Origin of the sequence: Massilia sp. CMS3.1 (assembly GCF_051262535.1) — a bacterium.
Classification (GTDB): domain Bacteria; phylum Pseudomonadota; class Gammaproteobacteria; order Burkholderiales; family Burkholderiaceae_D; genus Telluria.
In genome coordinates, this window is record NZ_JBIMES010000004.1 from 165,569 (window position 1) to 177,994 (window position 12,426).

Sequence of the window (12,426 nt, forward strand, 5' to 3'; positions counted from 1 at the left end):
ATAACCAGTAAAATGTCGGATTAGATTGCGGGCCTGCCCCGTGTTGCGATATTCCCACATGCTGCGAATTAACGAACTCAAACTTCCCCTCGACCATCCCGACCACGCCCTGCGCGACGCGGTTCTCAAGCGGCTCGGCATCGAGGTCGCCGATCTGGTCGACTTCAATGTCTTCAAGCGCAGCTATGACGCGCGCAAGAAGGCGGCCATCGTCCTGATCTACGCGATCGACGTCGAAGTACTGAACGAGGCGGCGGTGCTGGCGCGCCTGAAGGGCGAACCTACCGTCATTCCGTCGCCCGATACCGGCTACAAATTCGTCGATGCCGCACGCCCGCCTGCCGGCACGCCGCGCCCGGTCGTCGTCGGTACCGGTCCCTGCGGCCTGTTCGTGGCGCTGGTCCTGGCCCAGATGGGCCTCAATCCCCTGGTGCTGGAACGCGGAAAGGTCGTGCGCGAACGCACCGTCGACACCTTCGGCTTCTGGCGCAAGCGTGAACTCAACACCGAGTCGAACGTGCAGTTCGGCGAAGGCGGCGCCGGCACCTTCTCGGACGGCAAGCTTTACAGCCAGATCAAGGACCCGAAGCATTACGGGCGCAAGGTTTTAACTGAATTCGTGAAATCCGGCGCGCCGGAAGAGATCATGTATGTCAGCAAACCGCACATCGGCACGTTTCGCCTGGTAAAAATGGTCGAGCAGATGCGCGCCGAAATCATCTCGCTGGGCGGCGAGCTCCGTTTCGGAACCCGTGTCGACGATGTGGTGATCAGTGAAACCGCCGGCGTGCGCCAGGTACGCGGCATTGTGCTGGCCAATGGCGAACATATCCCGACCAACCACGTCGTGATGGCGGTCGGCCACAGCGCGCGCGACACCTTCGAGATGCTGTATAAACGCGGCGTGTATGTCGAAGCCAAGCCGTTTTCGATCGGCTTCCGGGTCGAGCACCCGCAATCGCTGATCGACGTGTGCCGCTTCGGCCCGAACGCCGGCAACAAGATTCTGGGGGCGGCCGATTATAAAATCGTGCACCACGCCTCGAACGGCCGTTCGGTGTACAGCTTCTGCATGTGCCCGGGCGGCACGGTGGTTGCCGCCTCGTCGGAAGAAGGCCGGGTCGTCACCAACGGCATGAGCCAGTATTCGCGCAACGAGCGCAACGCGAACAGCGCGATTGTCGTCGGCATCACGCCCGAGGATTTCCCGGGGCACCCGCTGGCGGGCATCGCCTTCCAGCGCGAACTCGAGTCGCGCGCCTTCGTGTTGGGCGGCAGCACCTATGACGCCCCGGGTCAGCTGATGGGCGACTTCGTGCGCGGCGTGGCGTCGAAAGAATTCGGCTCGGTGATCCCGTCGTTCAAGCCGGCCGTGCACCTGACCGACCTCGCCCCTTCCCTGCCGGAATACGCAATCGTCGCCATGCGCGAAGCCTTCGTCGCCTTCGACAAGCAGATCAAGGGCTATTACAAGGAAGACGCGGTGCTGACCGGCGTCGAGACCCGCACCTCGTCGCCGATCCGCATCAAGCGCCGCGACGACGACCTGCAAAGCCTGAACACGCGCGGCCTGTTCCCGGCCGGCGAAGGCGCCGGCTACGCCGGCGGCATCATGTCGGCGGCGGTGGACGGCATCCGCGTGGCCGAGGCGGTGGCCCTGGCCATGGGTGTGCCGGTGCCTGCGCTGCAGGACTGAGTCCTTGACTTCCCCCGCGGCCGCAACGCGCGCGGGCGCCCTCGCGCCCTTCCTGGCCGTTGTCGGCTCGATCATCTCGGTGAACGTGGGCGCGGCCTACGCCAAGGGCCTGTTCCCGCTGGTGGGAAGCAGCGGCATCACCGCCGTGCGCGTGGGCCTGGCGAGCATCCTGCTGCTGGCCTTCTGGCGGCCCTGGCGGGCGCCGCTGGCGCGCGTTGACGCGATCAATGTCGCGATCTACGGCTTCATGCTCGGCATGATGAATTTGCTGATCTATGCGGCCTTCGCGCGCATCCCGATCGGGATTGCGATTGCGATCGAAGTCATCGGCCCGCTGGCGGTCGTGGTGCTGTCCTCGCGCCACCTGCGCGACTTTGCCTGGGTGGCCTGCGCCGCGTTCGGACTGTGGCTACTGGCGCCGACTGGCGCAGGTTCGGCCGCGCTCGACCCGGTCGGCGTCGCAGCAGCCCTGGGCGCGGCTTTTTGCTGGGCGATGTACATCGTCTTCGGCAAGCGCGTCTCGACCCTCAAGGGCGGGCACGTGGTGGCCTGGGGCATGCTGGTGGCCGCCCTGTGCACGGTGCCGGTCGGACTGGCGCAGGCCGGCAGCGCCCTGTTCGCGCCGGCGGTGCTGATCGGCGGCCTGGTGGTCGCCTTGCTATCTTCCATCCTGCCCTATTCGCTCGAGATGATGGCGCTGTCACGCCTGCCGCGCCGCGTGTTCGGCATCCTGGTCAGCGCCGGTCCCGCCGTGGGCGCGCTGGCCGGCTTCTTCGTGCTCGGCGAAGTGTTGAGCACGACACAGTGGCTGGCGATCGGGATGATCGTCATTGCCACTGCGGGTAGTGCCGCCACCGCTGGTCGCAGCTAAACGTCTACAACCACCCTGACTTCTTGAAGCGGTAGTACATATAGCCGCAGACACAGATCATCCATCCGATTGCGGTCGGGTAGCCGTACTTCCATTTCAGCTCCGGCATGAACTCGAAATTCATGCCCCAGACCCCGGCAAAGGCGGTAAACACGGCGAAGATCGCGGCATAGGCGGCGAGCTTCTTGTTGACATCGTTTTCTTCGATCGTGACCATCGACAGCGTTACCTGGATCGCGGTGGCGATGGTGTCGCGGATGGTGTCGAGACGCCCGGAAATGCGCAGCAAGTGGTCGTGGACGTCGCGGAAGTATTCCTGGGTGTGGCAGGCGACCATCGGCACCCGGCCGCCGTGCAGGCGGCCGACGGCGTCCATCAGGGGGATCACCGCATGGCGCAGCACCAGCGTATTGCGCTTCAAGTCATACAGGTGTTCGATGTTGTCGCGTTGCGCGCCCTGGCCGCCGAAGATGCGGTCTTCGATCGTTTCGAGGTCGGATTCGAGCTTGTCGACGATCGGGAAATAACGGTCGACGACGGCGTCCATCAGCGCATAGAGTACGAAGCCGGAGCCCTTTTTCAGCATTTGCGGGTCGCGTTCGGTACGCGCCCTGACGCCGAGAAAGCCCTGGGTCGAATCGCGCCGCACCGACAGCACGTAATTGGGGCCGGCGAAAATCGCCACCTCGCCGGACTCCATCTCGTCGCCGTTCAGGTTGACGGTGTGGACGACGGCGAATACCGAATCGCCGTATTCCTCGAGTTTCGGGCGCTGGTGGCCGCTCGAGGCGTCTTCGACGGCCAGCTCGTGCAGGCTGAACTCCTCCTGCATGGTGGCCAGCTCGGCAGCATCCGGATCGCGCAGTGCGACCCAGACGAAGCAATCGGGTTGTTTCAGGTACTCGCTGATATCCTCGACGGGGATATCGGACAGTTTCTTGCCTTCCTGGTAGGCGACGCAGTTGATCAGCATGAAATGAAATGGAATGGATGGGGCGGCGATGCGAGAGCTTACACTATCCCGGCCACGCTACCAGAACCGATCCGCCTTACTCCTCGCGTGCGCCGTCGATCCCGAGTTCCACGATCTTGCGCGTGATCGTATTGCGCCCGATCCCGAGCCGCATCGCCGCATCGTTCTTGCGCCCGTGCGTATGTTTCAGGGCCGTCTTGATCAGGGCCGACTCGAACTGCTTGCCGAGCGTGTCCATCACCTCGAACTGGCCGGCGCTGAGCATGCTGGCCGCGTGCAGTTCCAGGAGACCAATCCAGCCGTCCGGCGAGGGCGGCACCGACAAGGTGGCCGGCACGCCTCCTGCGCCTTCGGAGGGCGGCGCAGCCGCGGGCGCGACACCGGCCGGCGCCTGCGTCAGATCGCGCGGCAAGTCCTTGACCTCGACCGTCTGGCCGGGCGCCATCACGGTGATCCAGTTACACAGGTTTTCCAGCTGGCGCACATTGCCGGGCAGTTCCAGGCTTGACAGGAAGCGCATCGCGCTTTCGCTCATGCGCTTCGGTTCGACGCCCAATTGGTGTGCACTCTGCACCAGAAAGTGGCGCGCCAGGATCGGGATGTCCTCAACGCGTTCGCGCAGGCTCGGCAGGCGCAGGCGGATCACGTTCAGGCGGTGATACAAATCCTCGCGGAAGAGCCCATCGCGTACCCGCTGCTCGAGGTTCTGGTGGGTCGCCGCGATGACGCGCACGTTGGCCTTGACCGGCTGGTGCCCGCCGACGCGATAAAAATGGCCGTCGGAGAGCACGCGCAGCAGTCGTGTTTGCAAATCAAATGGCATGTCGCCGATTTCGTCGAGAAACAGCGTGCCACCCTCGGCCTGCTCGAAGCGGCCGCGCCGCATCGCCTGGGCGCCGGTAAACGCCCCGCGCTCGTGGCCGAACAGTTCGGACTCCAGCAAATCTTTCGGAATCGCCGCCGTGTTCAGGGCGATGAAGGGCTGCTGCACGCGCGGGCTGTGCTTGTGCAGGGCACTGGCAACGAGCTCCTTGCCGGTGCCCGACTCGCCCGTGATCAGCACCGTCACGTTCGACTGCGACAGGCGGCCGATGGCGCGAAACACCTCCTGCATCGCCGGCGCCAGGCCCAGGATTTCGGGTGTTTCGGCGGGCGCTGCTTCCACACTGGCTTCGCGCAGGCTTTCCTCCAGCGCGCGCCGGATCAGGGAGACGGCCTTGTCGATGTCGAAGGGTTTGGCAAGGTAATCAAAAGCGCCGCCCTGGAACGAGGCGACGGCCGAATCGAGGTCGGAAAAAGCCGTGATGATAATGACCGGCAGGCCGGGATGGCGCGCCTTCACGGCCTGCAGCAGGTCGATGCCCGATTCGCCCGGCATGCGGATGTCCGATACCAGCACCTGCGGCGCATCGAGCTCGAAGGCGGCCAAGGCATCGCGCGCGTTGGCGAAGCTGCGCGTCTCGAGATTCTCGCGCGCCAGGGCTTTTTCCAGCACCCAGCGGATCGATGCGTCGTCGTCGACAATCCAGATTGGTTTCATGTAGGTCGTGCTTTCCGCAATGTGGCTTGATAAGTGGACACGGCGGAAACACGGCCGCCCCTTATGGGAGCGGCAGCAGGATCCGGAAATCCGTCAGTCCAGGCCGGCTTTCGCACTCGATCATGCCCAGGTGCTGCTGCACGAAGGTTTGCGCCAGCGTCAGCCCCAGGCCGCTGCCGCCATCCCTGCCCGACACCAGCGGGTAGAAGATACGGTCGCGGATCTCCGGTGCGATGCCCGGTCCATTGTCAATGATATGCAAGTCTAATGCCAGGCCGTAGCGGACCTTGGCCAGGGTGACCTGGCGCGCCACCCGGGTGCGCAAAACGATCTCGGCGTTCCCCAGCGCGATGCGGCCCGCCAGCGCCTGCGCGGCATTGTGGACGATGTTCAGAACGGCCTGGATCAGCTGCTCCTTGTCGCCCCTGAACTCGGGAATCGAGGCATCGTAATCGCGCCGGATGGTCAGACCGTTGGGGAATTCGGCCAGCACCAGCGAGCGCACGCGCTCGCACACTTCGTGGATATTCACGTCGCCGACGATATAGGGCTTGCGGTGCGGCGCCAGTAGGCGGTCGACCAGGGTTTGCAGGCGATCGGCTTCCTTGATGATGACTTGCGTGTATTCCTTGAGCTCGCCCAGGTGCAGCGGCGGCAGTTCCAGTTCCAGCAGTTGCGCCGCGCCGCGGATGCCGCCCAGCGGGTTCTTGATCTCGTGCGCCAGGTTGCGAATGAGTTCCTTGTTGGCCTGGCTCTGGTCGAGGAAGCGCTCCTCGCGGTCGAGTTTCAGTTGCTGGACGTTTTCGCGCAGCTCGATCAGCACTTCGCCGTTTTCCAGGCTGCTGGCGATCGAGTGCACATGCAGGGTGTCGCGGCCCTGTCTTTCCAAGGCCAGGTCCTGGCGCAGGTCGGCGTATTGATGGGTGCGGGTCTGCTCGCACAGGGCGGCCAGTTCGTCGCCATTGCTGAACAACGCGGCCAGGGTCTGGCGCGACAGGGATTTCAACGAGGCGTCGAGCATGTTCTCGGCCGCCGGATTGGCGTAACGCACGCGGTCGGTCGCATCGACCAGCAGCACCGATGAGGCCAACAGTTCGAGGCCGGCGAAGCGCGCCGGCTGCACGGTACGCGCGGGCTCGCTCATCGGATATTGGCGAGCTCGCGCCGCAGCGCCTCGATATTGCGCTCGGTACGGCTGATGTCGTCGCGCATCCCGGCGACGCGCTCCTGGTACTTGGCGTAGTTGCGTTCGTTGCCCTGGCGCTCGGGCTCGCCGTTGTTGAAGACCTGGCGCAGCTCAAGCAGCTTCTTCTCTTCGGCGCGCAATTCGTCGTTCAGGATGCCGCGACGGTCGTCGTCGCGGGCGCGCTGCTGCGAGGTGTCGACGCGCGGGAAGTTCGATGGGCTGGGCGTCGCCGCGGCGGCGACGGCCGGGGCCGCATTGCCCGGGCGGGACGCCAACGGCGCCGGGGCACGGCGCTCGACCGGCGCCGGAATATAGCCCGGCAAATCAAGCGCCTTGCAGCCACGCTTTCCCGTATCGGTGAACTCGACGCGCCCTTGCGCATCGACGCATTTGTAGACAGTGGTCTGGGCGTGGGCCGCACCATGAATCAGCAGGCCGGCGGCCATTGCCAGGCGGGTCATACTGGTTGTCAGTCGCATCAGTAGAGGCAGCACGTCGAGCGTGCAAGGTGGAGTTGAGCCGAATATACCGCATCCATAAAAAAACGCGGGGAAAGCCACCGGCCCTCCCCGCGTTTGTTACCAGTGCTTACAGCTTTTGATGCCGTAGCGCAACAGGTTGGTTTATGCCGAGTAGTACATGTCGAACTCGAGCGGGTGCGGCGTCATGCGCATGCGCTGCACTTCCTGCATTTTCAGTTCCAGGTAAGCGTCGATCATGCTGTCGCTGAACACGCCGCCGCGGGTCAGGAACTCGCGGTCCTTGTCCAGCGCCTCGAGGGCTTCTTCGAGCGAAGCGCAGACGGTCGGGATCAGCTTGTCCTCTTCCGGCGGCAGGTGGTACAGGTCCTTCGAGGCCGCTTCGCCCGGATGGATCTTGTTCTGGATGCCGTCCAGGCCGGCCATCAGCAGCGCCGAGAAGCACAGGTAGACGTTGGCCAGCGGGTCCGGGAAGCGCACTTCGATGCGGCGGCCCTTCGGGTTGGCCACGTGCGGGATGCGGATCGAGGCCGAGCGGTTCTTGGCCGAATAGGCCAGCTTGACCGGCGCTTCGTAGCCCGGCACCAGGCGCTTGTACGAATTGGTGCCAGGGTTGGTGATCGCGTTCAGGGCCTTGGCGTGCTTGATGATGCCGCCGATGTAGAACAGCGCCGTGTCCGACAGGCCGGCATAGCCGTCGCCCGCGAACAGGTTCTTGCCGTCTTTCCAGATCGACTGGTGCACGTGCATGCCCGAGCCGTTGTCGCCGTTGATCGGCTTGGGCATGAAGGTCGCGGTCTTGCCATAGCTGTGGGCAACGTTCCAGACCACGTACTTCATGTTCTGGGTCCAGTCGGCGCGCTCGACCAGGGTCGAGAAGCGGGTGCCGATTTCGTTCTGGCCGGCGCCTGCCACTTCGTGGTGGTGCACTTCGACCGGGATGCCGAGCGATTCGAGGATCAGGCACATTTCCGAGCGCATGTCCTGGAAGCTGTCGACCGGAGGCACAGGGAAGTAACCGCCCTTGACCGCGGGACGGTGACCGCTGTTGCCGCCTTCGAACTTGCCGTCGGTCGACCACGAAGCTTCTTCCGATTCGATTTTCACGAAGCAGCCCGACATGTCGACTTTCCAACGGATCGAATCGAAAATGAAGAATTCAGGTTCAGGACCGAAGAAGGCGGTGTCGCCCAGGCCGGTCGACTTCAGGTAGGCTTCGGCGCGCTTGGCGATCGAGCGTGGATCGCGGTCGTAGCCCTTGCCGTCCGACGGCTCGATCACGTCGCACTGCATGAACATCGTCGTCTCTTCCATGAACGGGTCGATGTTGGCGGTGTTCGGGTCCGGCATCAGGAGCATGTCCGATGCTTCGATGCCCTTCCAGCCGGCGATCGACGAACCGTCGAAGGCGTGGCCCGACTCGAACTTGTCGAGGTCGAAGTGCGACACAGGAACGGTAACGTGCTGCTCTTTACCGCGGGTATCCGCGAAGCGGAAATCCACGAACTTGACTTCGTTGTCCTTCACCATCTGCATCACATCTGCGGCGGTCTTTGCCATGCGTTTCTCCTCAATGAAATTTGGTGGCGCTGAAAGGCGAGATCGTTTCCGACCGGTCAGCCTCTCTGCGACATGCTTGCAGGAACATATGCAGGAACCATGCCAGCGATTCTTACATGAACAAATGCGTTATCGTTCTTTGGAACGCCGAGAGTTTAACCATAAAATCTTCTTCAACATGCAAATATTCAATGGTGCACGCCAACACAAGATTTGCACCATTATGGTGCAATGCGAGGACCGTGCACTATTTTGATGCAGTGCGCACCGTTTCGGCAAGTGTGCGCCAGCGCGGTGCGAACCACACAAGGACAACGATGAAAACGACCAAAGAAATACTCGACACAGCACGCGAGCGCACTCCTGGCCAGCCCTATGCAGGCGCGGTCACGCTCGATGAAGCATTCATGCTGCTGCAGGCAGCGCCGAACGTGAAACTGATCGATGTACGCACCAACGCCGAGCGCGACTGGGTCGGCCGCGTGGCGGTACCCGAAGGCCAGCATCTGGCCATCGAATGGGCGATGTATCCGGGGGGCCAGCCGAATCCCGAATTCGGCGCGCAACTCGAACAGATCGCCGCCAGGGACGAGATCCTGCTGTTCCTGTGCCGCTCCGGCGTGCGCTCGCGCCACAGCGCGCGCGTGGCGACCGAGCTCGGTTACGCGAATGCCTTCGATATTCTGGAAGGCTTCGAGGGGGACAAGGATGGCGAGGGCCACCGCAAGACAGTCGGCGGCTGGTGCAAGGCGGGCTTGCCGTGGGTTGGCGCTTGACCGTAGGTCCTGATGCCGCCGTCAGCGCGGCAGCACCATCACCTGCACGCCGGAGGCCGACTCCGGCGCGCGGTACACGCGTTGTGTCGCCTTTTTAAAATCTTCCGGCCGCGCCTTGGGGATGTGCATGAACGTCTGCGGATTCAGGTCGACCAGCGGGAACCAGGAACTCTGCACCTGCACCATGATCCGGTGCCCGCGGCGAAATGTATGGTTGACGTCGCCGATGCCGAAGCTGACCGCCTCGACTTTCCCGGGCACGAAGGGCGCGGGCTTTTCGAAACTGTTGCGGAACTTGCCGCGCAGCGGATTGCCGCGCACCAGCTGCTGGTAGCCACCCATCTCGAGCTTTGGCGCGGGAATATCGCTGCCCTTGCGCTCGGCAGGCGTTTCCGGATACGCCGCCGGATACACGTCGATCAGTTTCACCACCCAGTCGGCATCGGTCCCGGTGGTCGAGACGAACAGCTTCGGCGTCACGGGACCGGCAATCGTCAGGTCCTCTTCCAGCACCTCGCTCTGGTAGACCAGAACATCGGGACGCGTCGCCGCGAAGCGCTGGTCCGAGACCATGTATTCCTTCGGCACGCCAACGGCCGGATAGCCGATGAAGGGAACCGGTTTGCGCGGGTCGGCGACGTATTCGTCGTAGGCCGACGTCGACGCGGCCGGCTGCTTCCATTCCAGCTTGCCGTCGGCGCCGAAATACAGCGTGCGCGGCCTGGCCTGCAGCGGCGGCCAGGCCGTATGACTGCGCCAGACATTGCTGCCGGTCTCGAAGGCCGTGACTTCGGCCAGCGCACGCTCGGGCTTGACGCCCTTCAGGTGCTGCTCGAAGAAGGGAAACTGCAGCTCCTTGCGGAAGTACTCCGAGGTCTTGCTGTCAAAATTCACGTGGCCAAGGCGCGCGCCCTCGCCGCGCGCCCAACCGCCATGCACCCATGGCCCCATCACCAGGCCGTTGACGATGCCCGGGTTTTGTTTTTCAATCGCACTGTAGGTGGTGAACGGCCCTTGCGGGTCTTCCGCGTCGAACCAGCCGCCCACCGTCAGCACCGCAGCCTTGATGTTCTTCAGGTGCGGGGCGATGGCGCGCGACTGCCAAAAGGCGTCGTAGGTGTCGTGTTCGACGTTCGGCATGAACAGCGCACGCTGCTCGTCGCTCATGGCCGACACGATGTTCGGCAAGCTCAGGCGTTTGAGGAAGAAGTCGTAGCCATCGGTCGTACCGTAGTCGAAATCGGCACGCGTTTTCGGCAGCGGCGTCGGGTTTGGCGCCTCGGTGAAGGCGGCGTAGAAATCGAAGTTCGCGGCCAGCATGAAGGCGCCGCCATGGTACGAGTCGTCGCCCATGTACAGGTCCGCAATCGGCGCCTGCGGCGAAGCGGCCTTGATCGCCGGGTGCGAATCGATGATGCTGGCCGACGTATAGAAGCCCGGATAGCTGATGCCGAGGATGCCGACCTTGCCGTTGTTGTTCGGGACGTTCTTCAATAGCCAGGCCACGGTGTCGTGCATGTCCTGGCTCTCAATCCCCTCCCCTGGAGCGCGTTGTAGCGGGGCGTGCGGCGTCATTTCCTGCCACTTCCCTTCCGACATGTAGCGCCCGCGCACGTCCTGCTCGACAAAAATGTAGCCCGCATCCTCGAACTCACGCGAGGGACCGATCCGGTTAGGGAACCAGTCGACGCCGTAGCGCAGCTCGCCCTGCGCCTCGACACCGGCGCTGTAAGGCGTGCGCTCCATCAGGAAGGGATAGGCGCGGCTGCCGTCCTTCGGCACATAGACCGTCGTGAACAGCTTGACGCCGTCGCGCATCGGGATGCGGTATTCGTATTTGGTATAGGTTTCGCGCAGGTTAGGCCTGGCGGCGGGCGCATCGGCCGCAGGTTCGGCCGCCGGCGCACCGCCGGGACCGAAGGCAAGCGCGACGCTAAGCGCCAGGAGAGAAAGCGGACGACGAATCATGATTTCCTTCAGCAACGAATGCACGGGGCCGCCAGTGTAATCGTATTCGAAGTGAAATTGCTAATCCGGCAAGCTGGCACCGATGGCAGCCGTCGCCTGCAGGCGCTGGCGCACGATATTGATGTGCCCGCGCAGACCGTACAGGCCATCGGCATAGGCCAGCGGAATCGAGATGTGGTTGACCTGCTCCTCGATCTCGTCCAAACGCCGCAGCAGGTCGGCACGGACGATCTCGCGCTGCGCATCGTCCACAGCTTCCCAGGCCTGCTCCACGGCGCGCAATTCGCCATACCAGCGGTAGACGCGCGAGCGCACCCGCCACACATACAGCGGCGGCACGATCTTCGATAAGGGAATGATCAGCGCGGCCAGCGCCACCACCACGACCCAGAGCCGCTCGAACAAATTCGCTATCCAGAAGCGCATATAGCGCTGCAGCAGCGGCGGGCCGTCGCGGTAGTACTTCGCCGCCTCGTCCGCCACCGGGATTTCGGTGAATTTCGGTGACGGAAACTGGCCCTGTTGCTGGAACCAGCCTGCCCCGCCGTGGATCTCGCCCGCCGCCTTGACGAACAGGTCGATCAGCGCCGGATGCAGGTCGTCGCGCGCCACCAGCGTCGCTGTCGGCGCAATCAAGTGGTAGTCTTGGCCTGGGATGTCGCGCCCGAGGTCGACGATCCCGCGCGGCAGCGTCACGTGCGTCAGAAACGGCAGGCGCCGCGTATAGGCTTCGGCCTGCTGAAAATTAAACAGGCGAATCCCGGGCGTTTGCAACAGCATCTGGATCAGCGGCGCTTCGGGGGCCGAACTGAAAACGAGGCCATCGATGCGCCCGGCCAGCAGCTCGACCGTGGCCGGCGTGTTCGCGAGCGCGCCGATCGTCAGTTCGTTCGGCTCGACCCCATTCACGGACAGCACCTGCCGAAACAGGTTCGGCACGCCCGTGCCTTCCGGCCCGAGGTTGATGCGTCGACCCCGCAGGCCGGTCAGCTTGTCCGTCCTGACGCTATCTCTCAAGAAAAGCCAGACCGGCTCGGTGAACAGGCTGCCCAGCGAGACCAGGCCGCGTTGTCCGGCCTGCGCTTCTCCTGTGGAGCCGCTTTGCACGAACGCGATGTCGGCAGTGCGATTGCGCAGGCGCTCGAGATTGTCGCGCGAGCCCAGCGTGGGCTGGACTGAAACAAGAATGTCGTCCTGTTTCAGCGCCTTCGCGTATTGCACGCCGAAGGCTTCATAGGCGCTGTTTTCCTGGCCGGTGGCCAGGCGCACGTGGCGCGGCGGGGCCGGATCGACCAGCAGGTAGGCGGCGATGCAAGCTGCGGTGACGAGGATGATGGTCGGCCCGGAGGCGACCATCAGGTCGCGCAGCGAGACGAA

10 protein-coding genes are annotated in these 12,426 nt (G+C 63.8%); 3 read left to right on the plus strand and 7 right to left on the minus strand.

From position 1 onward, the window contains the following. Nucleotides 1-58: 58 nt before the first annotated feature. Together ACHAC9_RS08510 and ACHAC9_RS08515 are read left to right on the plus strand one after the other, a co-directional pair. Nucleotides 59-1,696, plus strand: coding sequence for an NAD(P)/FAD-dependent oxidoreductase (locus ACHAC9_RS08510; protein ID WP_435759072.1), 1,638 nt, complete (start codon nt 59-61; stop codon nt 1,694-1,696). Between the two features lie 4 nt (nt 1,697-1,700). Continuing rightward, complete coding sequence (locus tag ACHAC9_RS08515) at nt 1,701-2,567, plus strand: EamA family transporter (RefSeq protein ID WP_435759074.1); 867 nt, start codon at nt 1,701-1,703, stop codon at nt 2,565-2,567. 4 nt (nt 2,568-2,571) lie between these two features. On the opposite strand, the gene corA is transcribed toward ACHAC9_RS08515, so the two are convergent. The 5 genes from corA to glnA all read right to left on the minus strand — a co-directional run bounded on the left by corA (nt 2,572) and on the right by glnA (nt 8,305). After that, nucleotides 2,572-3,540, minus strand: a complete 969-nt coding sequence (corA, locus tag ACHAC9_RS08520) for a magnesium/cobalt transporter CorA (protein WP_435759076.1) — start codon at nt 3,538-3,540, stop codon at nt 2,572-2,574. Nucleotides 3,541-3,616: 76 nt separating this feature from the next. Beyond that, nucleotides 3,617-5,080: a nitrogen regulation protein NR(I) gene (gene ntrC / locus ACHAC9_RS08525; RefSeq protein WP_435759078.1), complete on the minus strand. Its 1,464-nt coding sequence runs from the start codon at nt 5,078-5,080 to the stop codon at nt 3,617-3,619. Between the two features lie 61 nt (nt 5,081-5,141). Then, a complete protein-coding gene (gene glnL / locus ACHAC9_RS08530) occupies nt 5,142-6,224 on the minus strand; it encodes a nitrogen regulation protein NR(II) (protein WP_435759080.1) in 1,083 nt (360 codons plus the stop codon). Beyond that, a complete protein-coding gene (locus ACHAC9_RS08535; protein ID WP_435759082.1) occupies nt 6,221-6,727 on the minus strand; it encodes a DUF4124 domain-containing protein in 507 nt (168 codons plus the stop codon). The genes glnL and ACHAC9_RS08535 overlap by 4 nt, the downstream gene beginning before the upstream one ends. Nucleotides 6,728-6,889: 162 nt before the next feature. Further along, complete coding sequence (glnA, locus tag ACHAC9_RS08540) at nt 6,890-8,305, minus strand: type I glutamate--ammonia ligase (protein ID WP_435759084.1); 1,416 nt, start codon at nt 8,303-8,305, stop codon at nt 6,890-6,892. A 317-nt stretch (nt 8,306-8,622) separates the two neighbouring features. On the opposite strand from glnA, the gene ACHAC9_RS08545 reads away from it, so the two are divergent. After that, complete coding sequence (locus tag ACHAC9_RS08545) at nt 8,623-9,081, plus strand: rhodanese-like domain-containing protein (protein ID WP_435759086.1); 459 nt, start codon at nt 8,623-8,625, stop codon at nt 9,079-9,081. A 21-nt stretch (nt 9,082-9,102) separates the two neighbouring features. On the opposite strand, the gene ACHAC9_RS08550 is transcribed toward ACHAC9_RS08545, so the two are convergent. Together ACHAC9_RS08550 and ACHAC9_RS08555 are read right to left on the minus strand one after the other, a co-directional pair. Continuing rightward, nucleotides 9,103-11,049 (minus strand): CocE/NonD family hydrolase, encoded by a 1,947-nt coding sequence (locus ACHAC9_RS08550; protein ID WP_435759088.1) that lies wholly within the window; start codon nt 11,047-11,049, stop codon nt 9,103-9,105. A gap of 60 nt (nt 11,050-11,109) precedes the next feature. After that, a complete protein-coding gene (locus ACHAC9_RS08555) occupies nt 11,110-12,405 on the minus strand; it encodes a TAXI family TRAP transporter solute-binding subunit (RefSeq protein WP_435759467.1) in 1,296 nt (431 codons plus the stop codon). Between the last annotated feature and the right edge of the window lie 21 nt (nt 12,406-12,426).

Coding starts and splice junctions, on each gene's coding strand:
- ACHAC9_RS08545 (WP_435759086.1), top strand. CDS start 8,623: ATGAAAACGACCAAAGAAATACTCGACACAGCACGCGAGCGCACTCCT.
- glnL (WP_435759080.1), bottom strand. CDS start 6,224: ATGAGCGAGCCCGCGCGTACCGTGCAGCCGGCGCGCTTCGCCGGCCTC.
- ACHAC9_RS08535 (WP_435759082.1), bottom strand. CDS start 6,727: ATGACCCGCCTGGCAATGGCCGCCGGCCTGCTGATTCATGGTGCGGCC.
- corA (WP_435759076.1), bottom strand. CDS start 3,540: ATGCTGATCAACTGCGTCGCCTACCAGGAAGGCAAGAAACTGTCCGAT.
- glnA (WP_435759084.1), bottom strand. CDS start 8,305: ATGGCAAAGACCGCCGCAGATGTGATGCAGATGGTGAAGGACAACGAA.
- ACHAC9_RS08555 (WP_435759467.1), bottom strand. CDS start 12,405: ATGGTCGCCTCCGGGCCGACCATCATCCTCGTCACCGCAGCTTGCATC.
- ntrC (WP_435759078.1), bottom strand. CDS start 5,080: ATGAAACCAATCTGGATTGTCGACGACGACGCATCGATCCGCTGGGTG.
- ACHAC9_RS08510 (WP_435759072.1), top strand. CDS start 59: ATGCTGCGAATTAACGAACTCAAACTTCCCCTCGACCATCCCGACCAC.
- ACHAC9_RS08550 (WP_435759088.1), bottom strand. CDS start 11,049: ATGATTCGTCGTCCGCTTTCTCTCCTGGCGCTTAGCGTCGCGCTTGCC.